At 68.5% G+C, this 23,193-nt stretch carries 25 protein-coding genes and 3 pseudogenes; 13 read left to right on the forward strand and 15 right to left on the reverse strand.

The annotated features are described in order from the left end of the window. Position 1: 1 nt before the first annotated feature. Both OG303_RS47245 and OG303_RS47250 read right to left on the reverse strand, forming a co-directional pair. On the reverse strand, positions 2–1,375 hold the full coding sequence (locus OG303_RS47245) for a serine hydrolase domain-containing protein (protein ID WP_405877824.1): 1,374 nt from the start codon (positions 1,373–1,375) through the stop codon (positions 2–4). A 140-nt stretch (positions 1,376–1,515) separates the two neighbouring features. Next, a complete protein-coding gene (locus OG303_RS47250) occupies positions 1,516–2,025 on the reverse strand; it encodes a hypothetical protein (RefSeq protein ID WP_405876229.1) in 510 nt (169 codons plus the stop codon). 249 nt (positions 2,026–2,274) lie between these two features. Here OG303_RS47250 and OG303_RS47255 point away from each other — a divergent pair, with 249 nt between their 5' ends. Beyond that, the gene (locus OG303_RS47255) at positions 2,275–3,237 is read left to right on the forward strand and encodes an NAD(P)H-dependent flavin oxidoreductase (RefSeq protein WP_405876230.1); all 963 of its coding nucleotides are present in this window, start codon (positions 2,275–2,277) and stop codon (positions 3,235–3,237) included. Positions 3,238–3,413: 176 nt separating this feature from the next. On the opposite strand, the gene OG303_RS47260 is transcribed toward OG303_RS47255, so the two are convergent. The 4 genes from OG303_RS47260 to OG303_RS47275 all read right to left on the reverse strand — a co-directional run bounded on the left by OG303_RS47260 (position 3,414) and on the right by OG303_RS47275 (position 6,935). Beyond that, positions 3,414–3,674 carry a hypothetical protein gene (locus OG303_RS47260; RefSeq protein WP_405876231.1) on the reverse strand — a complete coding sequence of 87 codons (261 nt, stop codon included), beginning with the start codon at positions 3,672–3,674 and terminating at the stop codon, positions 3,414–3,416. 154 nt (positions 3,675–3,828) lie between these two features. Further along, positions 3,829–4,023 (reverse strand): hypothetical protein, encoded by a 195-nt coding sequence (locus OG303_RS47265; protein WP_405876232.1) that lies wholly within the window; start codon positions 4,021–4,023, stop codon positions 3,829–3,831. 119 nt (positions 4,024–4,142) lie between these two features. Further along, on the reverse strand, positions 4,143–5,198 hold the full coding sequence (locus OG303_RS47270) for an alpha/beta fold hydrolase (protein ID WP_405876233.1): 1,056 nt from the start codon (positions 5,196–5,198) through the stop codon (positions 4,143–4,145). 294 nt (positions 5,199–5,492) lie between these two features. Then, positions 5,493–6,935: an aldehyde dehydrogenase gene (locus OG303_RS47275; protein WP_405876234.1), complete on the reverse strand. Its 1,443-nt coding sequence runs from the start codon at positions 6,933–6,935 to the stop codon at positions 5,493–5,495. 139 nt (positions 6,936–7,074) lie between these two features. On the opposite strand from OG303_RS47275, the gene OG303_RS47280 reads away from it, so the two are divergent. Continuing rightward, the gene (locus tag OG303_RS47280) at positions 7,075–7,617 is read left to right on the forward strand and encodes a TetR/AcrR family transcriptional regulator (RefSeq protein WP_405876235.1); all 543 of its coding nucleotides are present in this window, start codon (positions 7,075–7,077) and stop codon (positions 7,615–7,617) included. Here the strand turns inward: OG303_RS47280 and OG303_RS47285 are convergent. Together OG303_RS47285 and OG303_RS47290 are read right to left on the reverse strand one after the other, a co-directional pair. Next, a complete protein-coding gene (locus tag OG303_RS47285; RefSeq protein WP_405876236.1) occupies positions 7,553–8,800 on the reverse strand; it encodes an MFS transporter in 1,248 nt (415 codons plus the stop codon). The genes OG303_RS47280 and OG303_RS47285 overlap by 65 nt on opposite strands. Beyond that, positions 8,797–9,387: a helix-turn-helix domain-containing protein gene (locus OG303_RS47290; RefSeq protein ID WP_405876237.1), complete on the reverse strand. Its 591-nt coding sequence runs from the start codon at positions 9,385–9,387 to the stop codon at positions 8,797–8,799. Before OG303_RS47290 ends, OG303_RS47285 begins: the two co-directional genes overlap by 4 nt. Between OG303_RS47290 and OG303_RS47295 the strand changes: the two genes are divergently transcribed. The 3 genes from OG303_RS47295 (at position 9,386) to OG303_RS47305 (ending at position 11,522) form a co-directional block, all read left to right on the forward strand. Then, positions 9,386–9,904 carry a GNAT family N-acetyltransferase gene (locus OG303_RS47295; protein WP_405876238.1) on the forward strand — a complete coding sequence of 173 codons (519 nt, stop codon included), beginning with the start codon at positions 9,386–9,388 and terminating at the stop codon, positions 9,902–9,904. The two genes, OG303_RS47290 and OG303_RS47295, sit on opposite strands and share 2 nt — an antisense overlap. Positions 9,905–10,123: 219 nt before the next feature. Beyond that, positions 10,124–10,555, forward strand: coding sequence for a hypothetical protein (locus OG303_RS47300; RefSeq protein ID WP_405876239.1), 432 nt, complete (start codon positions 10,124–10,126; stop codon positions 10,553–10,555). A gap of 85 nt (positions 10,556–10,640) precedes the next feature. After that, entirely contained in the window at positions 10,641–11,522 is an 882-nt protein-coding gene (locus OG303_RS47305) for an alpha/beta fold hydrolase (RefSeq protein WP_405877826.1), read from the forward strand. A gap of 85 nt (positions 11,523–11,607) precedes the next feature. Here the strand turns inward: OG303_RS47305 and OG303_RS47310 are convergent, their stop codons facing one another. After that, on the reverse strand, positions 11,608–13,278 hold the full coding sequence (locus tag OG303_RS47310; protein ID WP_405877828.1) for an MFS transporter: 1,671 nt from the start codon (positions 13,276–13,278) through the stop codon (positions 11,608–11,610). A 167-nt stretch (positions 13,279–13,445) separates the two neighbouring features. Beyond that, entirely contained in the window at positions 13,446–13,913 is a 468-nt protein-coding gene (locus tag OG303_RS47315) for a MarR family winged helix-turn-helix transcriptional regulator (RefSeq protein ID WP_405876240.1), read from the reverse strand. A 149-nt stretch (positions 13,914–14,062) separates the two neighbouring features. Here OG303_RS47315 and OG303_RS47320 point away from each other — a divergent pair, with 149 nt between their 5' ends. Further along, positions 14,063–14,410: a DUF1330 domain-containing protein gene (locus OG303_RS47320; RefSeq protein ID WP_405877830.1), complete on the forward strand. Its 348-nt coding sequence runs from the start codon at positions 14,063–14,065 to the stop codon at positions 14,408–14,410. Between the two features lie 72 nt (positions 14,411–14,482). On the opposite strand, the gene OG303_RS47325 is transcribed toward OG303_RS47320, so the two are convergent. Next, positions 14,483–14,632, reverse strand: coding sequence for a hypothetical protein (locus tag OG303_RS47325; protein WP_405876241.1), 150 nt, complete (start codon positions 14,630–14,632; stop codon positions 14,483–14,485). Here OG303_RS47325 and OG303_RS47330 point away from each other — a divergent pair. The 3 genes and pseudogenes from OG303_RS47330 to OG303_RS47340 all read left to right on the forward strand — a co-directional run bounded on the left by OG303_RS47330 (position 14,626) and on the right by OG303_RS47340 (position 17,209). After that, a pseudogene (locus OG303_RS47330) lies at positions 14,626–15,054 on the forward strand (VOC family protein). The gene OG303_RS47325 and the pseudogene OG303_RS47330 overlap by 7 nt on opposite strands. Before the next feature lie 228 nt (positions 15,055–15,282). Then, positions 15,283–15,456, forward strand: coding sequence for a hypothetical protein (locus OG303_RS47335; RefSeq protein ID WP_405876242.1), 174 nt, complete (start codon positions 15,283–15,285; stop codon positions 15,454–15,456). Between the two features lie 343 nt (positions 15,457–15,799). After that, complete coding sequence (locus OG303_RS47340; protein WP_405876243.1) at positions 15,800–17,209, forward strand: PLP-dependent aminotransferase family protein; 1,410 nt, start codon at positions 15,800–15,802, stop codon at positions 17,207–17,209. Positions 17,210–17,437: 228 nt separating this feature from the next. Here OG303_RS47340 and OG303_RS47345 read toward each other — a convergent pair whose 3' ends face one another. Beyond that, entirely contained in the window at positions 17,438–18,193 is a 756-nt protein-coding gene (locus tag OG303_RS47345; RefSeq protein WP_405876244.1) for a DinB family protein, read from the reverse strand. A gap of 433 nt (positions 18,194–18,626) precedes the next feature. Here OG303_RS47345 and OG303_RS47350 point away from each other — a divergent pair, with 433 nt between their 5' ends. Both OG303_RS47350 and OG303_RS47355 read left to right on the forward strand, forming a co-directional pair. Then, complete coding sequence (locus tag OG303_RS47350) at positions 18,627–18,869, forward strand: DUF5302 domain-containing protein (protein WP_405876245.1); 243 nt, start codon at positions 18,627–18,629, stop codon at positions 18,867–18,869. 258 nt (positions 18,870–19,127) lie between these two features. Then, positions 19,128–19,364, forward strand: a pseudogene (locus OG303_RS47355) (hypothetical protein); the annotation flags it as partial. Positions 19,365–19,498: 134 nt separating this feature from the next. On the opposite strand, the gene OG303_RS47360 reads toward OG303_RS47355, so the two are convergent. Continuing rightward, the gene (locus OG303_RS47360) at positions 19,499–20,005 is read right to left on the reverse strand and encodes a polyketide cyclase (RefSeq protein ID WP_405876246.1); all 507 of its coding nucleotides are present in this window, start codon (positions 20,003–20,005) and stop codon (positions 19,499–19,501) included. 314 nt (positions 20,006–20,319) lie between these two features. On the opposite strand from OG303_RS47360, the gene OG303_RS47365 reads away from it, so the two are divergent. Beyond that, positions 20,320–21,117 (forward strand): SAM-dependent methyltransferase, encoded by a 798-nt coding sequence (locus OG303_RS47365; RefSeq protein WP_405876247.1) that lies wholly within the window; start codon positions 20,320–20,322, stop codon positions 21,115–21,117. Positions 21,118–21,388: 271 nt separating this feature from the next. Here OG303_RS47365 and OG303_RS47370 read toward each other — a convergent pair. Both OG303_RS47370 and OG303_RS47375 read right to left on the reverse strand, forming a co-directional pair. After that, positions 21,389–21,555 (reverse strand): annotated as a pseudogene (locus OG303_RS47370) (IS5/IS1182 family transposase); the annotation flags it as partial. Between the two features lie 169 nt (positions 21,556–21,724). Then, positions 21,725–22,648, reverse strand: a complete 924-nt coding sequence (locus OG303_RS47375; protein WP_405876248.1) for an alpha/beta hydrolase — start codon at positions 22,646–22,648, stop codon at positions 21,725–21,727. 41 nt (positions 22,649–22,689) lie between these two features. Between OG303_RS47375 and OG303_RS47380 the strand changes: the two genes are divergently transcribed. Continuing rightward, positions 22,690–23,163: a MarR family winged helix-turn-helix transcriptional regulator gene (locus tag OG303_RS47380; RefSeq protein ID WP_405876249.1), complete on the forward strand. Its 474-nt coding sequence runs from the start codon at positions 22,690–22,692 to the stop codon at positions 23,161–23,163. The last annotated feature ends 30 nt before the right edge of the window (positions 23,164–23,193 follow it).

Here is a 23,193-nt window from a genome sequence, read left to right on the forward strand (position 1 = left end):
TTCAGGCCGCAGCCAGTTGGTCGATGAGGTCCAGGCCGAGTGTGCGCAGATCGTCGGGGGGTGACTTGGTGGCCATCAGCACCACGTTGACGGAGCCGTCGAGCGAGGCGAGCATCTCCACGGTGAAGCCGTCTGTGGCTCCGCCGCGCCACAGCACGGTTCCTCCCGGGCGGTCCAACAATGCGACGCCCGGGGCGAATCTGATCCCAGGGCCGGCCAGCGCGGTCAGAGCCAGCGCGGCCCGGACGAGCGGATCAGTGCTCTGACCGAAGCATCCGGCGAGGGCCAGAAGGTCGTCGACGCCGGCGGTCATGCCGCCCGCCGCCGGGTACGGCGCCACGGCAGGAGGGGCCGGCGACACTTGACCGGCGGTGACCCGGTAGCCGGTGGTGGTGGCGGGTGCGGCCGTGCCGGGATGTTGCAGGGTGGCGTTGGCCAACCCGTAGCGGGGCAGGATCTCGCGGGAGCAGAACTGTGCGAACGGTTCGCCTGCCACCGTGTGGATGAGCGCGCCGAGGACCTCGTAGCCGACGTTGGAGTACTCCGGTTGCTGTCCGGGCGGCCAGGCCAGGCTGATCTGCGGTGACACCGCCGACAGGGAGGCGCCGGCCAGCAGCGGGGCACGGCGGATCGAGAGGTCTTTGGGCAGGCCCGCGCGATGCAGCAGTAGGTCGGCGATGCTCGGCGGACGGTCATCGGGCGCTGTCGGCACCAGCACGGGGCTTGCCAGGTGCTCACCGATCGGGGTGTGCAGATCGATGGCCCCGGTCTCGGCCAGCCGCAGCACGCCCAGCGCGGTGACCGCCTTGGTGACCGAACCGACCCGGAACACCGAACGGGCGTGCAACGGGGCCGACGACTCCAAGTCCGCTACGCCGAGAAATTCGCGGTGGACCACCTCCGTTCCAACGGCGACACCTGCGGCCAGCCCCACGATGTGGTGTGTCTCCACGGCGTCCAGCAAGCGCTGGTGGATCCGTTTGGCGAACCCGTCGGACAGCGCGGACTCCATACGGTCGTGCTCCCGCAGCCGCGCAGTGATCTGACTCCATGCCAGTGCATCCGGGCCGACCGGCCTCGGTTGGAAACTGCGGATCAGGTGTGGCGGCTCCGCCTCCACCGCGACGTCGAGTTCCCACAGGTGCGGACCGGTGCGTACCACCGCCCGCGCGGTCCACGGGCCGCGAGCCTCGATGTTCTCGATCACCGCAGGGAACTCCCGGAACGCGGCGAACCGTTGGTTGCTGACGAAGAAGCCCGCCATGTCACCACGTGACGTCAGACGCGGCGCCAGACGTTCTGCCGCCTCCTCATGCGCTGTTGTGCCCGAGAGCGCCGCAACCACCCATTCGACGGCCGCGCGCACCGCTGTCATCGCCACGCGAGCACCGTAACCGACCTCGACGACACTCTCCCGGCCGGAATCGTGGCCAGGGCGAACGTGGTTGGCGGAGCGAAGGCCGAGTTGAAGGAACCGTGACCTGAGCCCCGGGCCCTCAAGCAGCGGAAGGGACCTCAGACGTTCGGGTCGGCGGGCTGCGCATCCTCGATGGCCGTGGTCTCGATGGACGGCCACTGCGCCAGCGAGATCATCCCCATCACCCGGCGGATCAAATAGAAGGCCAGCGGCAGTTCGGCGAACACCGCGAGTGCTGCCGACAGCCAGACCCCCGAGGTGCCGAGGGCGAGCGAAACGTCGAACCACGAGTCGCAGATCAACAGCACCGCCGTCGCAAGCGCCGACACGATGACGGCACGGTGCCGCAGCCAGCCGAGAATCGCGGTGGACGCCATCGCGACCACGAGCAGCACGTCGAATCCCACCCACGCCACGCGCCAGTGGTGGACCTTGTACCCGGACGGCAGTGTCGCCGCCAGCAGGACGGTCCACGGGACGAGAGCGACGGCGCAGACGGTCAGCAGTTCCAGGGTGTGCCGTCGGTGCCGACGTATCCGCTCGAGCAGCTCGGCCGTCGGAGTCGCTGCCGCGGCACGTTTGAGGTTGTCGGCCTGCGTGTCGCTCACGTCGCCTGCTCCGTTCTCGTCTGTTCGTCGGGGACACCGGGCCAGGGACGCACTGCAGGCGTCGGGCGGCCGGGCCGGGTGTCCGGTGGTGATCCAGCAATGTCGCCAGGCTATGCCTGCGTCCGCTGCCTCGGGTCTACGGGGCCTTCCTGACTGGTGGATGGGGGGAACAGGTCAAGTCCCTCCTGTGGTGTCAGGTGCTGTCCGGATCGATGACTTGTACGTCGGCGAAGGGCGATGATGTCCGCCATGGCATTGACGACGGCGTTCACCAAGTTGTTCGGGGTGCGGCATCCGATTGTGTTGGCGCCGATGGGCGGATCCGCCGGAGGTGCTCTGGCCGCGGCGGTCTCGCGTGGCGGCGGATTCGGGATGCTGGGCGCAGGGGGTGGGGATCGGGAGTGGCTGGCCCGAGAACTGCCGCTCGTCGCGGAGGGTGCCGACAAGCCGTGGGGTGTCGGGTTCCAGGCCTGGGCAATCGATGCCGACGTGGTTGACCGTGTGCTGGAGCACAGCCCGAGGGCGGTGATGCTGTCCTTCGGCGACCCGAGCCCGTTCGCCGCGCGCATCCGTGCGGCGGGCGCGGCGCTGATCGTTCAGGTCACCGATGCGGATGAGGCCCGACGGGCGGTGGACCTGGGCGCCGACGTCATCGTGGCCCAGGGCACGGAGAGCGGAGGGCACGGTGCCCGCAAGGGACGGTCCACGTTGCCGTTCGTCCCGTTCGTGGTGGACCTGGCGGCACCGGTGCCCGTGCTGGCGGCCGGCGGGATCGCCGACGGGCGGGGTGTGGCTGCTGCCCTGGCGCTGGGCGCTGCCGGTGCACTCATGGGCACCCGCTTCCAGGCCACGCACGAGGCACTCGTCGATCCCTCGGTCGTCAAGGCGATCGTGGAGGGGCGCGGGCAGGACACAGAACGCAGCCGTGTGCTGGACATCGTCCGAAGTTCCCGATGGCCGTCGCGATACACGGCGCGCACCCTTGGCCATCCCTTCCTCGAAGAGTGGAGGGACCGGGAGGCCGAACTCGCCTCCGATCCCCGGGCCCGGCAGGACTATCGCGATGCCGTGGCACGCGGCGACGTCCCTCTGCTTCCGGTGTGGGCCGGCGAGGCAGTCGACCTCATCAACGACCTGCCGTCCGCCGCAGATCTCGTAGGCTCTCTCGCCGAACAGGCGGAGCAAGCACTGGCCCGAGCCGGCAGGAAATAGCCGGAGCCACTTGCAAGGCGCGGCGATATCGGGCCGATGCGGCCGTGACCACTCCGCCGGTGACGCGAGCAAGCTCCGGGTCCTGCACGTCACCGACGAAGTGCAGGACACGGAGCTTGGGGTGCCTCCTGGCCGACCTCTGGGCGGTGGCCCCGCCGGGCAGGGACTGCCGCTGGTTAGCCGTGGCAGATGAGGACGAGGAGACCGTCGCAGTCGTCGCCGTCGTCGTCGCCGTAGCCGCCGTGAGAGGAAGCCGTGGTCGTGGCGGTTGCGGTGTGCGGGGCGGTCGGCGCGGCCACGGCGGATGCGGCGCTTGCCACTACTGCCGCACAGGCAATGCCCAGCGCGGCACCCAGCGCGAATATTCGCGGAATTCGGGAGCCGACTTTCTCGGAGTGACGGGCGTGGTCGGGGTGGTTGAGCTCTGCAGTGTTCATGCAGTCACCGTGCACGCCCTTGCGGTCAATTTCGCGCTGAGCGCAGCCAATTGGGTGAGCCGGATCATGCACTTGGCGCTCCCGCCCCGAAGGCCCGGAGAGCATTCGCAACTCATCTCAGAGGCCCGTCACTGGCCCATCTGAGAGGTCCATTTCAGAGGCCCAGGTCGGCGGCCAGGCAGGAGAAGGACGTCCACGATCCTTCGGGGTTGTAGGCGTTCCTCGCCGGGTCGTTCGACGTCGCCTGCCTCTCTTCGACCATGTCCTCGAAGCGGACGCGCTCGGGCAGTGTGCCGAACCGTGCATGACGTGCTGCGGCAGAGCCGTCCACCGTGCTGTGACTTTCCATGGTCAACCTCCGACGGTCGGTGGCGGATTGAGTCTTCTTCGCGTGGTGAGTGCCAGGTTCACATCTCGCTGCGTCACCTGTCAAGCCGGTGACGAACGGAAAGTCCGCGATGGGTCCGGTCAGAAGTGGTCCACGTCGACGACGGCCTGGGCGAAGGCGGCGGGTGCCTCTTGGGGCACGTTGTGGCCGATGCCCTCCAGGGTCCGGTGCTCGTACTTGCCCGTGAACCTGTCTCGGTACGACGAGCCGTTGCCCGGTGCCGTGAACGGGTCGCGCTCGGGATCGAGGGTGATGGTGGGTACGTCGATCAGCGGTCGTGCGGCGAGCTGCTTCTCGAGACCGTCGTAGCGGAGCTCGCCGTCGGCGAGACTCAGCCGCCAGCGGTAGTTGTGGATGACGATGTCCGCGTAGTCGGGGTTTTCGAAGGCCGCCGCCGTCCGCTCGAAGATGGCGTCGTCGAAGTTCCATGTCGGGGACACGGTCTGCCAGACGAACCTGGTCAGGTCGTGACGCAGGGTCGGGTCCTCCATGGCGAGGCGGCCCCGTTCCGTGGAGAAGTAGAACTGGTACCACCAGGTGTGTTCGGCCTGCGGCGCCAGCGGTTGGAGTTGCGCCTTGAGGTTGGTGATCAGGTACCCGCTCACCGACACCAGGGCCTTGCAGCGCTCGGGCCAGAGCGCGGCGATGATGTCGGCGGTGCGTGATCCCCAGTCGAAGCCGGCCAGAACGGCCTTCTCGATCTTGAGGGCGTCCATCAGGGCAACGATGTCAACGGCGATGGCCGACTGCTGGGCGTTGCGGAACGTCCGGTCGGACAGGAAGCGTGTCGTGCCGTGGCCGCGCAGGTAGGGGACGATCACCCGGTAGCCCTGCTCGGCCAGCAGGGGAGCCACGTCGACGTAGCTGTGGATGTCGTAGGGCCAGCCGTGCAGGCAGATGACCGCGGGGCCGTGGGCGGGGCCCAGTTCGGCGTAGCCGACATTGAGCAGACCGGCTCTGACCTGCTTCAGCCGCGGGAATGAGGTGTGTGTTCCGGGGCTCGTCGCGGGCTCCGGTGATGTCGAGGTTCCGCTTGCCGTGGCGGCGGAGGCGGTCGGGACGCCTTGCAGACCGGTCAGGGAAGCGGCCGCGGCGCTCGTGCCCAGGGCCTTGCTGAAAGTGCGCCTGTTGATCATGTGGAACCTCCGCGTTCTCAGAGTGCCGACCCTGTCGACTCGCAGGGAGATTCGTATGGAGCGAGTGGCTGTGCGAGATCGCCAGGGTGAGCGTGCGCGACGACTGTCGCACACCTCTCGTCACCGGTCAAATAGGTGACGCGATTCCGTCAATCCGCAACGGTCTTTCCCTGCAAGAGAGTTCAACGGCGCCGGGTGCCGCGGCCTGCGGTTCGACGCACCTCGGCCGGCGCAGACCGGACCGAACCCCGTGGCGCGTCGGCGGCACGGGCTGGACCGTCGGCGCCTCGGCGGTCACACAGTGACGGTCTTGTACTCGACGTACTGGGTGAGCCCGACAGTGCCGTACTCGCGGCCGATCCCGCTGGCCTTGAAGCCGCCGAACGGGCCGTCGAACGCGATGGGCGCACCGTTGACGGTGACCGTGCCGGTCCGCAGGCGGCGGGCGACGTCGAGTGCGCGGGCCTGGTCGGCGGACCACACGCCACCGGAGAGGCCGTACTCGGAGTCGTTGGCGATCCTCACGGCGTCGTCCTCGTCGTCGTAGGCGATGACGACCAGGACAGGGCCGAAGATCTCCTCCTGCGCGATCCGCATCGAGTTGTCGACGTCGGCGAACACGGTCGGGGTGACGTAGTTGCCGTTCTCGAGTCCCGGCGGAACCTCGGGTCCGCCGGTGACGAGCCTGGCGCCTTCCTTCATGCCGAGTTCGATGTAGTCCCGCACGCGCTGCTGCTGATCCCGGCGGACCATCGGGCCGATGAACGTCTCGGGGTCGTCCGGGGCACCGACCCTGAGCGACTCCACGAGGTCCTTGAGGGCGGCGACGACCTCTTCGTACCGGCTGCGCGGCGCGAGGACGCGGGTCTGCGCGATGCACGACTCGCCGTTGTTGAGCAGGGAGGCGTACTTGAGGCCCTGTACCGCCTTGTCGAGGTCGGCGTCGGGCAGGATGACGGCGGCCGACTTGCCGCCCAGCTCCAGGCTGACCCGCTTCAGCTGTTCACCCGCGAGGGAGGCGATCCTGCGGCCGGCCCGCGTCGAGCCGGTGAACGCGATCTTGTCCACGTCGCGGTGCGACACGAGGTACTCGCTGGTCTCCCGGTCGGCCGGAAGGACGCTGATCACTCCCTCCGGCAGCCCGGCCTGCTCCAGCAGTTCGGCGAGGAACCCCATGCTCAGCGAGTTCTCCGGGGACACCTTGAGAACGACCGTGTTGCCCGCCAGCAGCGCAGGGATGATCTTGGCCATGGCCGCGGAGAACGGGGAGTTCCACGGAATGACAGCGGCCACGACGCCAATGGGCTCGCGGTGCACCACGCTCCGGGTGGGGGAAGCTGGGTCGGAGGGCGTCAGGGTCTCCTCCCAGCCGAACTCCTCGGCCGCCTTGAGGTAGGCGCCCGCCTGCCGGGTGAGGCCCGGCTGGCCTGCCAGCGTGAACCATCGCGCCGAACCGTTCTCGGCGGAGATGAGAGAAGCGATCCTTTCGGCGCCTGCCTCGCGCAGTGCGTTGAGCCGCCGGATGACGGCGATGCGTTCCGCCGGAGCCGTGCGGGGCCACGGGCCCTCGTCGAAGGCGGCGCGGGCGGCGGCCACGGCACGGTCCACGTCGGCGGGCTGGGCCTGTGCGGCACGGCCGATGACCGTCTGGTCGTGCGGCGACAGGATGTCGAGCAGTTCCGGACTGCTTGGCGCGGCCCAGGAACCGGCGATGAAAAGTTGGTCGTAGGTGATCATTCGCTCTCTCCCGAGAGTCTGATGAGGGAAGTACTCGCTCTATCTATCTGTCACTTCAATGTAGCACTTATGAAAGTGAGAGCCTCAGACATGGGGCTGTACATGCGTTAGGTTCCACACCCCGAGCTATGCTCGCGTCATGAGGGCAGACGCAGCACGCAATCTGGAAGCGGTCCTGACGACCGGAGCGCGCATGCTCGCCGTCGACCCGGGCGCGAGCATCGCCGCCATCGCCGCCGAGGCAGGCGTCGACCGGCGCACCGTCTATCGGCGGTTCGCGTCCCGCGAGGAACTGCTGACGGCCATCTACGAGGCCCGTTACGAGGCTGTCGAGCGAGTCGTCGAGGACTCCAGGCTGCGCGAGGCTCCCGTCGCCGTGGCTCTGCACCGGTACGTCGAAGGGATCATCGGCGTCAATCGCAAGTGGCCTGTGGAACTGACCCGTTTGCGGGCCGACGAGGCGATCCGTGAACGGCGCGACGCCTTGATCCGGGAAGTCGACGCCTTCCTGAAGCGCGCCATGGACGAAGGGCTCCTTCGCGCGGACCTCCCGGCCGCATGGTCGGGTTCCCTGCTGCCCCAGTTGACGCAACTGGCCTCAAAGCAGCTGCCCGACCTCACCGCCGCCCAGGCTGCCGACCTGGTTGTGGACACGTTTCTGCGGGGGCTCGGCGCGCGGTGACATCGGCGACGGGCGTGCGCCGCATCTTCCGGTTGGCGGCGTGTCCGACGGCAGCGGCGAGGAGCACCGCGGTGAGCGCAGTGAAAGTCGTGCCGTGCCAGCCGAAGGTGTCGAGCAGGGGAGCGGCGAGGGCCGTGCCGACGGCGCCGATCATGAAGTACAGCACGAGATAGACGCTGCTGAGGCTGCCGGAGCCTTGCGGGTCGAGGGCGATGATGCGGGCCTGGTTGGCGGCCTGGGCGGCGAAGCAGCCGGCGTCGAAGAGGGCGAGTCCGAGTGCGGTGACCGGCGGCGCGCTCAGGCCGGTGGCCAGCAGCGCGATACCGGCCGCGGCGGCCAGCAGGCCGGCGGTGATCACGGAGTGCGGCGCATACCGGTCGGTCAGACGCCCGGTGAGCGGAAGGACGGCGAAGCCGAGGAGTCCGGCCAGGCTGTACAGGCCGATGGCGGTCGGGGCGAGGGAGTGGGGTGGCTGGGCGAGAGCGAGGACGAGGGCGACCCAGGTGAGGGTGAAGGCGAAGTACCACAGCCCGCCGGCGGCCACCGCGCGCCGCAGCGGCGGGTGTTGACGCAGCAGCGGGGGAAGCGAGGCGAGAGTCCTGCCGTAACTGCGGCTGGAGTAGGGCCGCTGTCGGGGCAGGAACATGATCGCGCCGATCGCGCCAAGCAGCGCGAGGGCGCCGAAGACGAGGAGCATCCGCCGCCACCCGAGGGCGTCGGTGAGTGCACCTCCCACCAGGCGGCTGAGCAGGATGCCGGCCGACATGCCGGCGGCCACCGTGGCGACGCCGGATCCGCGGCGCCCGGCCGGGGCGTGCCGGCCCGCGATGTTGCCGGCCTGAGCGGCCACGCTCGAGGCCGCGCCGATGAGGAGGTAGGCGGCCAGGAGTACGACGGCGCCGGGTGCTGTGGCGGCGGCCGTGAGGGCGACGGCCAGAGCGGTGAGTTGTGCGGCGACCAGGCGGTTGGGGGCGAGGCGGTCGGTGAGTGGCAGCAGGAGGGCGAAGCCGGTCACACAGCCGACCAGCGCGGCGGTCGGTACGAGGCCCGCCACGGTCAGGGAGACACCGAGGTCCGCGGCCACGGCGGTGAGTGCGGGCTGTAGGGCGTAGTTGTTCGCGATGGCCACTCCGGCTATGGCGGCCAGGAGGACGGTGCCGCCGCGGGGGAGGGGGCCGGTCATGGTTGTGCGCCACGGGTGAGGACGACGGCGTAGCGGCATTCCGCTTCGGAGGTGTTGGCGAAGACGCGGTCGGTGGGATCGCCGAGTTCGATGGTGTCGCCGGCCTCGAGTTCGTGGACCGTGTCGCCGTCGTGGAAGGTCAGGCGGCCGTCGAGGACCCAGACGACCTGTCGTACGAAGGCGAAGGCGGCGGCCGGATACGGCACCCGGGCTCCCGCGGGCAGGCGGATCTCGGCGATCTCGGTGGGGAAATGAGGGCCGGTGATCTGGCGGCGCCGGTAGCCGGTGGCGGGGTCGCGCCACTCGGCCGCGTCGGCTCGCCGACGCACTGCCGCGCCGGCGCCTGCGTCGTCCTGCGCTCCTTCGGCGAGGGCGAGCAAGGACGCAACGCTGAGCTGGAAGGCGGCGGACAGCTTGCCGAGGACGACCGCGGTGGGGCTGCTCTCGCCGCGCTCGATCCGGCTGATCATGGCCTGCGAGACACCGGAGGCGTCCGCGAGCTGGGCCAGCGTCCACCGGCGGCGTTCCCGCTCGGTGCGGACGCGGGCCGCGATCTGCCCCACCAGCGGATCTACTATGTTGGACATGAATCCAATATACGAGAGAAGCCGGACGGTGACAGTACGTCCGGCACGCCGCGGCGACGCGGAGGCCGTCCGCGCGATCCGCAACCACGCGATCGAGCAGTCGACGGCCCTGTGGACGCAGTCCCCTCAGACCCCCGCCGAGGGGGCTGCCTGGCTCGCCTCCCACCTGGAGCGCGGCTCGGCGTTCGTGGCCGAGGCCGCGGGCGAGGTGGCCGGGTTCGCGGTCTACGGCCCGTGGCGCGAGCTGGACGGGTACCGCCACACAGTGGAGGACTCGGTCTACGTCCGCGAAGGCCGGCACGGGCTCGGCATCGGCTCCACGCTGATGGCCGCCCTCATCGACGCGGCCCGCGAGGCCGGGCACCACGTCGTGATCGCCGACATCGAAGCCGGGAACACCGCGTCGATCCGGCTGCACGAACGGTTCGGCTTCCACCACGTCGGCACGGTGCCGGAGGTCGGCACCAAGTTCGGCCGCTGGCTCGACCTGACCATCATGCGGCTGCCGTTGACCTGAGCCGTCGTCGGAAGCCGTCGGCCGTGATGGCGCCTGATGAAACGGATGTCATCAACTCGCGTCAGAGGGCGGGTACTTGCTGCCGTGCATGGACTGCCGGCACTCCGACCGCACGATCCCTGCCCGGGACCGGTCCCGCGACCGGTGGGATATCACGGAGCTGCCGGATGGCCGGCGGTGAGTTGCCACCGCGTTGGCCGCGTACGTGTAGGAGGTCTCATGCCAAGGATCTGGGACGAGTCGGGACGGGAGACCGACTTCTCGGTCAGGCTGCGCGGTGTGGCGTTCTGGGCTCTGTTGACCGCGGACCTGATCGCCGAGGCGCTGTGGCTGAATGCGCGGTACGACGGCGGCGACTGGCCGTGGAAGCCCATACTCTCGATCACCTTGTTCAACTTCCCGTTCGCCCTCTTGGTGTTCTCCGCGGCCTCGGTGGATGACCGCTTCCGTTCTGCTCTCAAGTGCACTGCGCAGGCTGCGGTTTTGCTGCTGGGTCTCGCATGGATCGCCCACGGCGCGGATCCCGACTGGGCTTGGATCGGTGCCACGATACTGTCGGCGTCCGTTGCCGTCGGGTTGCTGCGCAGTGGCCGGCAAGTACGCGCCGAGGAGGCTGCGCAACGGTCCCGGCAGGACGACGGCCCTGCCTGACAGCCCTCCGGCCGTTCGAGGATGTGCAGGTCACGCGCCGATATTCTGGGTGCGCTCCATGGTCGGGCCATGGCAGGCTCCATGTATGTCGATCGTTGACGTGTCTCCCAAGGTGTCCATCGCGTACGAGAGTTTCGGCGACCCGGGGGATCCCGCAGTCCTGCTCGTGATGGGTTTCGGCGCGCAGATGCTCGCCTGGCACGAGGACTTCTGCCGGGCGCTGGCAGATCGCGGCCGTTACGTGATCCGGTACGACAACCGCGACTGCGGGCTGTCCACCAAGTTCGACGATCACCCCGTCGACATGGGCAAGTTCATTGCCGCCGTGAGCTCGGGCGACTTTCCCGCCGCCCTCGCGATGGTTCCCTACCGGCTTCTCGACATGGCCGACGACGGCCTTGGCCTGCTCACTGCGCTTGGCATCGAACGCGCCCACGTGGTCGGCGCCTCGATGGGAGGAATGATCGCCCAGGCGATGGCCCTCACCTCCCCGAAGCAGGTGCTGACCTTGACGTCGATGATGTCCTCGACGGGCGAGAGTGAATACGGCCAACCCAACTCGGAGGCACAGGCGGTGCTGTTCAGTCCGAAGCCCGCAGACCGCGAGGGGTACGTCGCGGCGGCGGAGAAGGAACTGGTATGGGCCTCCAAGCGGTACGGCGACATCGCGGTGTTGCGCGAGCTGGCCGCCGACAGCTACGACCGCGCCTACTACCCTGCGGGAATCGGCCGACAACTCGGCGCGATGATCCTCAGCGGTTCACGCGCGGACGCACTGCGCGAACTCCGGACGCCGACGCTGGTGATCCACGGCCTGGACGACACGCTGATCGACCCCAGCGGTGGGAAACGCACCGCCGACGTGGTGCCCGGCGCCGAGCTCCTGCTGATCCCGGACATGGGCCACGACCGCCCCCGCGAACTTTGGCCCAAGCTCATCGATGCCGTGGTGGAACACACCGGCTGAGTAGGTACATCCACAGCGCCGCGTACTGCTCAACGCCGGGCGCGCCGACGCCGCCGAACTACCGGAAACGACACGGCCCCTACGACTACGACGATGTGTTGTGCCGGGGCTGTGGCGTCTCACGGACGTCGCCGGCTGTGGGCGGCTGATCCTGGCGAGCAGGGTCGGGCTCGGCGCGATGGCTGCCGCGCAGGGCCGACGCGAGTGCGGAGACCAGGGCCATGCCCGCCGCCACGCTGAAGACAATGGTCAGACCGTGGTGGAACGGGCCGGAGACCAGCTGTGGGAAGAAGGTGTGACCGGTCAGGGCCGCACGCTGGCTGGTGGAGACGTGGTCCAGGGCCCCGTCGGACGAGAGGAGGTGCTCGATGGGGTTGTTGCCGAGGAACGTGGCGAACAGCGTGCTCACCGGTGGCAGCGCTGCGGCATGCTCGGCCGCCGCGGCCGGTACGCCGTGTGCCTGAAGTCCGCTGCTCAGCGTCCGGGGCAGCGAGGACGCGAGTCCGGAGACCATCAGGGAGAAGAACACGCCGATGGACAGGGCCGTACCGGAGTTCTGGAACGTGGAACGCATGCCCGATGCGACGCCCCGGTACTCGGGCAGCACACTGCCCATGATCGACGACGTGTTCGGTGCGGAGAACATCCCCTGGCCCAGCCCGTTGAGCAGCAGCAGTGCCGCGAACATCCCGTAGTCGAAGTTGACGGGCAGGGCGAGCAGGCCGAGGAAGGAACACGCGACCAGGCCCAGACCGGCCGTGGAGAACAGGCGCGCGCCGAACCGGTCCGACAGGTAGCCGGAGAGGGGACCTGCGATCAGGAAACCGAGCGTGAGCGGGAGCATGAAGACCCCGGCCCACAGCGGGGTGTCCTCGTAGTCGTAGCCGTGCAGGGGCAGCCAGATGCCCTGCAGCCAGATGATGAGCATGAACTGCAGGCCGCCGCGCGCGATCGCGGTCAGCAGGGCGGCCAGATTGCCCGCGGCGAAGGCTCGTACCTTGAACAGGGCGAGGTTGAACATGGGTTCGGCGACGTGCGTCTCGACGTAGCAGAAGAGCAGCAGCAGGGTGGCGCCGCCGATCAGGCCGGTGAGCACCCATGGGTTTCCCCATCCGGTGGCGCTGCCGCCGTAGGGCTGGATGCCGTAGGTGATGCCGGCCAGCAGGATTCCGGCGCCGACCGCGAAGGTGAGGTTGCCCAGCCAGTCGATACGGCCGGGGCGGCCTGCCGAGGTCTCCCGGAGGCTGAGGTAGGACCAGATCGTGCCGGTGATGCTGACCGGGACGCTCACCCAGAACACGGCGCGCCAGTCGACGGCGGCGAGCAGGCCGCCCGCGAGGAGGCCGAGGAACTGGCCGGCGAGCGCGGTGATCTGGTTGATGCCCAGTGCCATGCCGCGCTGCCGGGTCGGGAAGGCGTCGGTGAGGATGGCGGCCGAGTTGGCGGTGAGCATGGAGCCGCCGAAGGCCTGCACGATGCGCCAGAGGATCAGCCACAAGGCACCCGCCCCCGCGCGGAACGGGTCCAGGGAAAGGGCGACGGAGGCACACGCGAAGATCAGGAAGCCGAGGTTGTAGATCCGCACCCGGCCGAACATGTCGCCGAGCCGGCCCAGGACGACGACGAGCACGGCCGAGACCAGCAGATAGCCCAGGATCATCCAGAGCAGATAGCCGATGTTGCCCGGAGCAAGCGGATCGAGGCCGATGCCGCGGAAGATCGCGGGCAGCGAGATGATCACGATCGAGGCGTCCATCGTGGCTATGAGCACGCCGAGCGTGGTGTTCGACAGCGCGACCCACTTGTAGCCCGGCCCGACGGGACCGTCCTTGTGACGTGCCGAGCGCAGGGCGCTCAGCGCGGACGGCCCGCCGCGTCCCGCGCGGTCACCGTCACCGTCGCCGGTGCCGGGTGCGCGCGCGGTCACAGCCGCTCCGCCAGGCGGTCCAGGAGCGGCAGTGCCACCGCGAGTGCGGCGCGCTCCTCGGCGGTGAACTCGTCGAGGACGGCGCCGAGTCGCTGGACGGACTCCGAGCGTCGCTCGGCCAGCATGGCGCGTCCCTCCTCCGTGATCGCCACGATGCTCCGCCGTCCGTCCGCGGCGTCGGGGCTGCGGTGGACGAGCCCGCGGTGTTCGAGCAGGGCGAGTGTGCTCGCCATCGCCTGTGGGCGTACCCGCTCCATCTCGGCGAGGGCCGTCGGCGCGTCAGGGCCGTCGGCGTTGAGTCGGGCGAGCACTGACACCCCGGAGAGGGACACGTCCCCCACGGCGTGAGCCTGACGCAGCCGCCGTGTCATACGGCCCACCGCGAGCCGGAGTTCGGTCGCGAGGCGGGCCGTGTCGCCCGGGCCGCGCGTGCCTTCGCCACCTGCTCCTGCATCCGCCTTCATAGGTAGTAACACTATGCTTATCAGTTACAGCTGTTCAATCAATTGTTAGTAAATGGCCCTTACCTGCCAGGTCATCGACGGTGGTGTGGCCCGGTGTCAGGATCGTCGGCATACGGATCCCGACCGGAGGGAAGGACGCCATGGCTGCCCTGTCTGCCTACGCGATAGCTCATCTGCGCAAGGCCACCCCGCACCCGGAGATCGCCGAGTACATGGAGCGCATCACCGCGACGTTCGCCCCGTACGGCGGCCGCTTCCTGGTGCACGGCGCGCAGCACGAGGTGAAGGAGGGCAGCTGGCCCGGGCACGTCGTCGTGATCGGGTTCCCCTCGATCGACCGGGCGCGTGCCTGGTGGGACTCCGCCGCCTACCAGGAGATCGCCCCGCTGCGCTCACGGCACATCGAGGGGGACATCATCCTCGTTCCCGGCGTTCCCGAGGGATACGACTCGGCCAGTACGGCGCGGGCCATGCGCGAGACGTTGCCTGCCCGCTGACGGGCGAGTGCAGCGCGCACCCCGCGTGGACGGAGTGCGCGCGGCCGGACAAGGCAGCATCCGCCGGCGGTTTCAGCTGCCGGGCGTGAGCCCGAGCGTCTCGAGCACCGCGTACACCCCGAGGAAGAGGATCGCCGCGCTGCTCAGGACGAGGGCGGCGGTCAGCCAGGGGTTACCGGGAGACGAGCAACAGAGTCCCCTGCTACGGTGCGCCGATGCCATCGATCAGGCAGTTCCAAGTCACCTTCGACTGCGCAGAACCTGAGCGCGTCGCTCGCTTTTGGTGCGAGGTGTTGGGGTACGTCATATCCCCGCCACCGAAGGGGTTTGACACTTGGGACGATTTCGATCGCTCGCGGCCGAGCGAGGATCGGGGTGCATGGTTCGCCTGCAGTGATCCTTCAGGTGTGGGCCCGCGACTGTTCTTTCAGCGGGTTCCCGAGGACAAGGTCGTCAAGAACCGGGTGCATCTTGACGTGCGGGTCGGTACCGGGCTGGTGGGTGAAGAGCGCCTCGTCGCCCTCGAGGCCGAGTGCGCACGACTGGTCTCGCTCGGCGCGGTGCGCGTGTGACTACTGCTTGATGACAACGACTCCTGCATCGTGATGCAGGATATCGAGGGCAACGAGTTCTGTCTCGACTGAGCGTTCGCCGAGACGGCAAGGTGGGGAGCCGTCTCACTTGGGCCTCTCAAAGGTGTTCCCGCGGGCGGGAGTTGTCCCGTGAGGGCGAGGCGGTGAAGTCGGGCGATGCCAAGCATCGCGGTGTGAACGCTGTCGCCCACGTCCGCAACTCCCGTATCGGCAGGCAACTCCCGCGCCTGGCAGCCACGGCCGGATTCGCGGCGCCCGCGGTCACCCCCCATCGCCCCCGTGTTCCTAGACGTCCAGGCAGCCGACAAAATCCTTGGCCTGGGGCACACCACACAGCACGCGGTGGCCACCGGATACCTCACCGAGGAAGCGACACAGCGCTGGCTGGACCACCTCGCCACCGGAGCGTTCCTCGCAGCGGTGACGTTCTGGATCGTCGTAGCAGAGTCGTAGTCGCCAATCCAACGACGGCAACTCGCGGGGCGCGGCTCCCATCGTCTTCACGGCCCATCGATGGGCACTCCAAGGCGGGACCGGAGCCGGCGCCACGCAGGCCCGCGCTGCCGGGCATCGTCCGGCACGACCGGCGCGTCCGGCAGTGCCGACAGAACGCCGGCCTTCGCGTACCAGTGGCTGAACACGCCACGCAACAACGGGTGGGCCTGAGCCGGCAGCGAACTTCTCACCAGAGCCACGACATCCTCCTGCATCCGTGTGTCGGTGCCGACCAGCACTCCGCTGTATGTCGACAGATGCGAAGCTACTGAGAAATGGCTCGCTGCTACTGTCCAATAGCATGTGGGAATCACAGACCAATCTGGCAGGGGATCTCCTGCTCCACCTGGGACAGCCCGGCGACGGACCGCTGCACGAACGGGTCAAGAGGGCGCTGCGCACCGCGATCAGGCAGGGGAGCATCGAGGTCGGCACCGCCCTGCCGCCCAGTCGGCAGCTCGCCACCGACCTCGGCTGCTCGCGCTGGGCGGTGACCGAGGCGTACAGCCAGCTCATCGCCGAGGGGTACCTGGAGGCTCAGACCGGCTCCGGCACACGGGTGCGCTGGTCGAACAACCCCGGCGCCGACTCCCGGCATCTCGCCGCACGCCACGATTCCGTAGCTCGCTTCGACCTCGCACCGGGACTGCCGGACCTGCGCGCGTTCCCACGCCGCCGATGGGCCGACGCCATCCGCACACAGGTGACCACGGCGGCGTTCACCGAGTTCGGCTACCCGCCGCCCGGCGGTCACCTCCGGCTCAGGAGGTTGCTCGCCGAGTATCTGGGCCGTTCCCGCGGTGTCTCGGCGACGCCACAAGACGTGACGGTGTGCATGAGCGTGACCGACGGGGTGCGGCGGATCTGCCACGCCCTGCGCGCCGAGGGCATCACCGCTGTCGGCTGTGAGGAGCCGGGCTGGACGCGGCTGCGTGACGTGGTCCGAAGCGCCGGCCTGGACCCGGTGCCCATCCGCGCGGACAGCGGCGGCCTGCGCACCGACGACCTTGCCCAGTACTCCGGTCTTCGGGCCGTGCTGACGACCCCGGCGCACCAGTTCCCGCTGGGCACCGTGCTCGCCCCCGAACGGCGTGCTGCCCTGCTGCAGTGGGCCCGGCAGGTGGACGGCGTCGTACTCGAAGACGACTACGACGCGGAGTTCCGCTACGACCGGCGCCCGGTCGCGGCCGTCCAAGGCATGGACCCGTCCCGAGTCATCCTGTTCAAGTCGCTCAGCAAGATCCTTTCGCCCGCGCTCGGCATCGGCTGGATCGTGGCACCACCACGCTGGACACGTCACCTGCACCAAGCCGACCAGGCGGCAAGCCAACCCTCAGTTCTCGACCAACTTGCCTTTGCCTCGCTCCTGGAATCGGGCGTCTACGACCGCCATCTCCGGGCCTGCCGAAAGCGATACCGTCACCGACGCGACGCACTCGTCCAAGCCCTCGCCCACCAGCTCCCCGGTGCCCCGGTCTCCGGCATCGCAGCGGGCCTCCATCTCATCCTTCGTCTGCCCGCCACCGTGGACACCGCTGCGGTGGTCACCACGGCAGCCACCCGGTCGCTGCGCATCGCCGACCTCGCCGCCTATCACGCCACCGAGGACCACGCCGATCACGGCCTGGTCCTCGGATACGGCAACCTCGCCGACAACACAGTGACCGAAGCCGTCCGCCACCTCCATGAGGCAATCGAGGAGAGCCGATAACACCTACGTCCCGCACCCGCCCCCACCACCAGCGAGCACCTTGCCGGGCTGTGTCGAAGTCATTGGGCCCTGGCCCAACTTGCCTGGCGGGCACGGCAGTTCGCATGGACCGACGAAGGCGGTCCGCGGCGTACGGATCGCCCTGGCCCACCAGTCAACCTTGTCGACCGCATCCGGGCCGCCACCCGCACGTCCATGCATTCCTGGAGGCCGGGACAGAGCCGAAGTTCAATCCGACGCCGGCTGCGCATGGCCTCCACGAATCTGTCCCGGGCTTGAGAAGCGTGCCTGCCACAGGTCGCGCAGGAGCGCGATCTCGGCCATGTGATGGATGAACTCGAGGGTGGACCCCCACAGGACGTCGACGAAAGGATCGTCGGGGTCGGAGCCGTACGGATACTGCGAGAAGCCGACCGTGTCGAGTTGCTCGTCGGTCAGGGCGGCGACGCTGTCCCGCCAGCGGTCCATCAGCGCCCAGAACCGCTCGAGAGCCAGGGTGGCGGAAGGCTCGAAGTAGACCAGCGTCCTCGGCTCCTGCCGACGCTCACCGAAGGTCCACTCCCATTGGCCCGCGAAGCCGAAGTGCAGGTGCCCCAGCCGCCACGCGATGGTCGTGACCGGCACCTGGTCCGGCTCCGGCGGACCAGTGCGGTTGAGGATCTCCTCGACCCGCTCGACGCTCACACTCCAGTCATCGGCGATCTTGGCGACTGTCATGCCGTCGGCGGCCTGCCGGGCGACCTCGTCGTACTCGTTTGCAGGGATCTCCGGGGCGCCCAGGTCGAGCACCCATGCACCAGGCCCGAACGCCCTGGGCGTGGCCGCCTCGCCCCGGCGCCGAATGGACCAGCAACCGGGCACGGGCTCCCACAGGTACTCCTCGTCGGTGAGTCCCGTCAGCCGCACCTGCGCCATCTCCCTGGCGCGGTCGAACTGGTCGATCAGCAGTCCCAAACGGTCGGTCCGCACGTGCGGGGTCTCCATGTGGGCTCCCATCGCGATTGCGTGTCACACCCCTGTTGTGCGGCCGGAGCCTAACGGCTCGGCCCATGACGGGCGAACGGATTTCTTGCCGCCGAAGCGGGACTGCGCGGGCCCTTGCCGCCTCCAGTAGGTCATGGTGCGGCAGTCGGGACCGAGGCCGACGACGGCGCCGACAGCGAGGCGAACTGCACCGGCAGCAGCCGGCCGCTCCAACGCGAAGTCGAGGATGTGCGGAGCTCGGGCGGCCTGGTTCCCGCGAACGGTGTTCCGTAGGGGGCGCTCCACGGCCGACTCCCGTGACCTCGCACGTCAAGCGAGGGTGCATGATGGGAACGTGCCGCCCGCAGCCTGTGATTATTGCTGGCGCCGTGACGCCGCCCGGCATGACAAGCTGTGCTTTCCACCGTCCGACGTCCGAACCCAGGAGGTCACCATGACCGAAGAATCTGTATCCCCGGAAGGTTCGGAGCCGGCTGACCCCGAGACTTCGGCACTTCAGCCCGACAGCGACGGCAACTACGACCTGAAGCGCAAGTTCCGGGAAGCCCTGGCGCGCAAGCGCGGTGTGCAGACGGACACGGCCGAAGGCGCTGCGAACCGCGATGCGTCAAAGGTCCGTGAGGCGCACGGCCCGGCTGCGAGCCAGCGGTCGTTCCGGCGCAAGAGCGGCGGCTGAGTCTGCCGGAGGTCGTCTTCTCCAGGTGTTTCATGCGGGAGTTGATGTTCGAGAGTCGGTATTGCTGAGGCGGGCATTCAAGGAATCTCTTCGAGTAGCTGGATGAGTGCGTGCAGTTGAGGATTGAGTTCGTCCTCCTCCAGCTCCTCGGGCATGGGCGGTCTCTGCGACGCCTCGCTGAACAAGAGGGTCTCGTTGGCTGCCCGCCAGGCGATGGCAAGCCCGCGGAGGTCGCCTCCGGCCAGGTCGTCGCGTATGCCGCTGTGGCTCCAGGTTGAGACCCGGCGTGGGTGGTTGTGGGCGTACAACCTCGAACATCTCGAGCTGATCCGCTGTTTCGTCCGAGTACCTCTGCGGGAACGAGCTCCCTGGTACGACACCGGACAGACGATGACTTTGGTGGCTCGCCTTCCGGTATGGATCAAGCGAGCGAGGAACCGAGACGAGGTCCTGCGTGCCGTAGGTCGGATCCATGCCTCACTGGTTGCCGCCTGAGCTGTTTGCCGGCGTCCGAATGTCACTCGAACTTGGTCTCCGGTCGGGCTGTCCAGTAACTACTGGTCCTGGACGAGATGATCTTGCCGTGTCTGGTGTGATCACGGCGTCGGAACTCTCCTGGACAGCTCCGTTCAGTGGCCGCCGGGCGTCCAGGCCCGGGACGTCGACGCGGCAAGCTCGGCCAGGTGCTGCAGCGAGTTGGTGAGATGCTCCGGGCCGAACGGCGGGAACTGGATGCCTCGTTCCCGGACGAACTGCGGCACCGCCGACCAGTCGTAGGTGAGCGTGACCTCAGCCTCGGACGGACCGAGCGGCGCCAGGTCGTAACGCCAGATCCAGCCGCCGAACTCCAGGTGACCGTCGTCCTTGCGGTACCCCGTCAGCCAGCCAATGGCGCGAGGCGGCTCGATCACCTGGACCTTGTTGACCACCTGGTAGTCACCGGCGGGGTGGTTGGCGTGATACATGCCCATCCGGAAAATCTGACCCACCTCGGTCAGCGGCGCCCGGTCGACAGCTTCCGAAACCCAGCCGGTGCCGTCGATCGCAGAATGGGTCGTCGGGTCGGCCAGCACCGCGAACACCTTCGCGGCGGGCACGGCGACCGTCAGGGTGGCGCTCACCTTCTCCTCAGCCATGGTGTGCACGCTCCTTGTGATCTCATCACGGGCCTCCCGCGGGCGCGGAAGGGGGACGTTCTCACATGCCGACGACGCGGCGAGGCGGAACTCATCGGTCGTGCGGGCGCAACCCGCGCACGTGCCACCGCTGCCCCGACGTCGGCCCACCCTCGGGGGATTGCGTCACGAGCCATGGGCTGTCCCGGCGCTGTACGCGAGGACGAACGCGGCCAAGGTGGCCCCAACTCCGCTGTCGTGCAGACCGCGTGGCAGATCCGAGTATGGTGATCAAGCATTTGGTCTGATCTGTTCACCGGCGCGATGGAGTTGCCATGACGACCGACCCACAGCGGTTTCCGCAGATCGCTACTGACAAAGCGCATCCCGCGCGAGTCTATGACTGGCTGCTGGGCGGCAAGGACAACTACCCGGTCGACGAGGCGGTGGGAGAGAAACTGCCGCCCGAGGCGAGGGACGCGGCCCGGCAGAACCGCCAGTTCATGCACCGGGCGGCGGCGTGGCTCGCCTCGCAGGGCATCGACCAGTTCCTGGACATCGGCACGGGGATACCCACCGAGCCCAATCTCCACCAGATCGTCCAGGACATTGTCCCGACAGCGAAGGTCGTCTACACCGACAACGATCCGATCGTCCTGCGCCATGCCGAGGCCCTCCTGGTCAGCCGTCCCGAGGGAGCTACCGACTACATCCAGGCAGATGTGCGGCGCCCGGAGGGCATCGTCCAACACGCCCGCGGCGTCCTCGACTTCACCCGGCCGATCGCGCTGTCGCTGATCGCGTTGATGCATTTCATCCCCGACGAGCAGGATGCCCACGGCATTGTCCGTGACCTGGTCGCCACGCTGCCGTCGGGCAGCTACCTGGTGCTCTCGCACGCCGCGTCCGACCTGTTTCCGGAGCTTGCCGAGCAGGTCACCGCCGAGTACGCCAGAGGCGGCATCCAGCTCGGTTTCCGCACCCGTACTGAGGTGGAGCGCTTCTTCGACGGCCTGGACCTCGTCCCGCCCGGCTTGGTCACGGCGACCGAGTGGGTCACCTCGGCCCCGGCCTCGGCACCAGAGGGAAGCGGCATTTACTCGGGAGTCGCCCGCGTGCCGTCAACCAGCTGACGCCAGAACGTCTGGCGTGCACAGCGGGTCTCACTGGCTACGGGGCACTCGCCTTCCCTCCGAGGCATCGACACGTTCCTTGCCAGATGCTGCCGCGAAGCTGTGCACGGCTCCTGCGAGCGGCTGTGGACGTGAGAGGGCATTTTGAAAGGGTTTGACTGCCTCTTGAGACGGTTGCGCTCCGGCGTGCTGGTCAGGACTGTTGGGTAGATTCCGGTTTGGCCACGAGGGTGAACGAGCCGGGCTCGGTCTCGGTGAGGATGCCGCGGGTGGCCAGCCACTTGAGGCGCTCGGCCAACGGCAACCGCCACGGTCGCCCCGTCCGCAGCCATCACCACCGCGTTCCCGCACTGCCTCCAGCAGTCGCCCGAACTGCTCACCTCGCAGCCCGGTGAACGCTTCCACGCACACTCGCTCGGCCCTCAAGGCTCCAGCTATGCAACGAAGATGACCTGTTCACGGCTTGTGCAACACGCATTGGGGTCTGTCTCGAGTCCTGGTCAGATGGAGGGCCCCGTCTCCGGAGGATCGACCGGGTAGCGGCTTCGACGTCGCCTTCGGGGCCGTCATTCGACGCAGCGGCCGGGGGTGAGGCTGTCGGCCGGCTTTATCCCGCGGGCGTGCTTGCTGCGACCGGGGTGCGGATGTGCTGGGTGAGGAAGAGGGCCGCGCGGTCCAGTGCCTCGTCGGCTTCGTTGAGGACGCCGGCGAACGACTGGAACACGTGGGGCACGTCGGCGGTGATGTCGAGGACGACGTCCACTCCGGCGGCTCTCGCGCGCGCGGCCATGCGTGTGGAGTCGTCCAGGAGCACTTCATTGGTGCCTGCCTGCAGGAGCATCGGCGGGAAACCGGTCAGGTCGGCGAGGACGGCCGGGCTGAGCATGGGTTGGTCCGGGTCCTGCCCGGCGAGGTACATGGCTCCGGTGTGATCCAGGCTTTCGCGTGTGAAGTAGGGGTCGATGCCTGCTTTGGTGTCCATGCTCTCGCCCGTCCGGGTGGCGTCGAGTCCGGGGGAGAACGCCACGATCGCCGCAGGCATCGGGAGATCCGCGTCGCGGGCGGCAAGGCAGGTGGTGACGGTGAGGCCACCGCCGGCGGAGTCCCCGGCGAACACGATGCTGGAAGGATCTTCGCCGCTGTCGAGCAGTGCGCGGTAAGCGCTCAGCGTGTCTTCGATCGCGGCCGGGAACGGGTGCTCGGGGGCGAGCCGGTACTCCAGCGAGAAGGCCCTGAAGCCTGTCTTGGCCACGAGGTTGCCCGTCAGCGACAGTGCGGTCTCGGGTGAACCGAACACGTAGCCGCCGCCATGGAAGTACAAGATCGTCCCGGCGCGTGGGCCGTCGGCCGGTTCGACAAGCAGTGCGGGGCGCGGGCCAAGCGTCGTCGCCGTGGTGCGGATCCCGCCCGGGATGATCATTTTGGCCATCATCGCCCTGAATCCGGCTCGGATCTCCTCAACCGATTGACGGCCCCCGGGTCGAGGCTGCCGCAGCGTTGCGTCGATGATCGCGCGCTGTTCCTTGCTCATCTTTGCTCCCGTCGTTAGTAGCTGCCGCTACACTATATGCCGTGGCATATAAATCCAGTGGCACCAGCGACCTCCCGGGTTTCTTCGCTGACCTCGTCCGGTGCGAGACGCGTCTGTACAACGCCCTCAACGACCGTCTTCGCGAGCGGCACGGGATCGTCACGTCGCAGTTCGAGTTCCTGCGCCACCTCCGTGACCATCCCGGGTCCCGGGTGGCGGACCTCGCTGCCGAGTTCGCGGTCGGCGTTGGGGCGACCAGCAAGAGCGTCGACCGCCTGGAGAGACAGGGATGGGTTGTCCGGCAACACAATCCATCGGATCGTCGGTCGTCGCTGCTGGCGCTGACCGACGAGGGCTTGATGTTGGTCGATGCGGCCGACCGCACCTTCACCGAGCGTCTGGCCGAGCTGATCGGAGACACTCTCGACGGAGCCCCGATGTCGACAGCTGCGCAGACCCTCTCGAAACTCCGCTCCGTACTGGAACGCGACCAGATCGGCATGCCCACAGGCTGACGCGCATGCGCTGGCCGGCTGCCCCAGGGG

Source organism: Streptomyces sp. NBC_00005 (assembly GCF_045160215.1).
Lineage (GTDB): Bacteria > Actinomycetota > Actinomycetes > Streptomycetales > Streptomycetaceae > Streptomyces.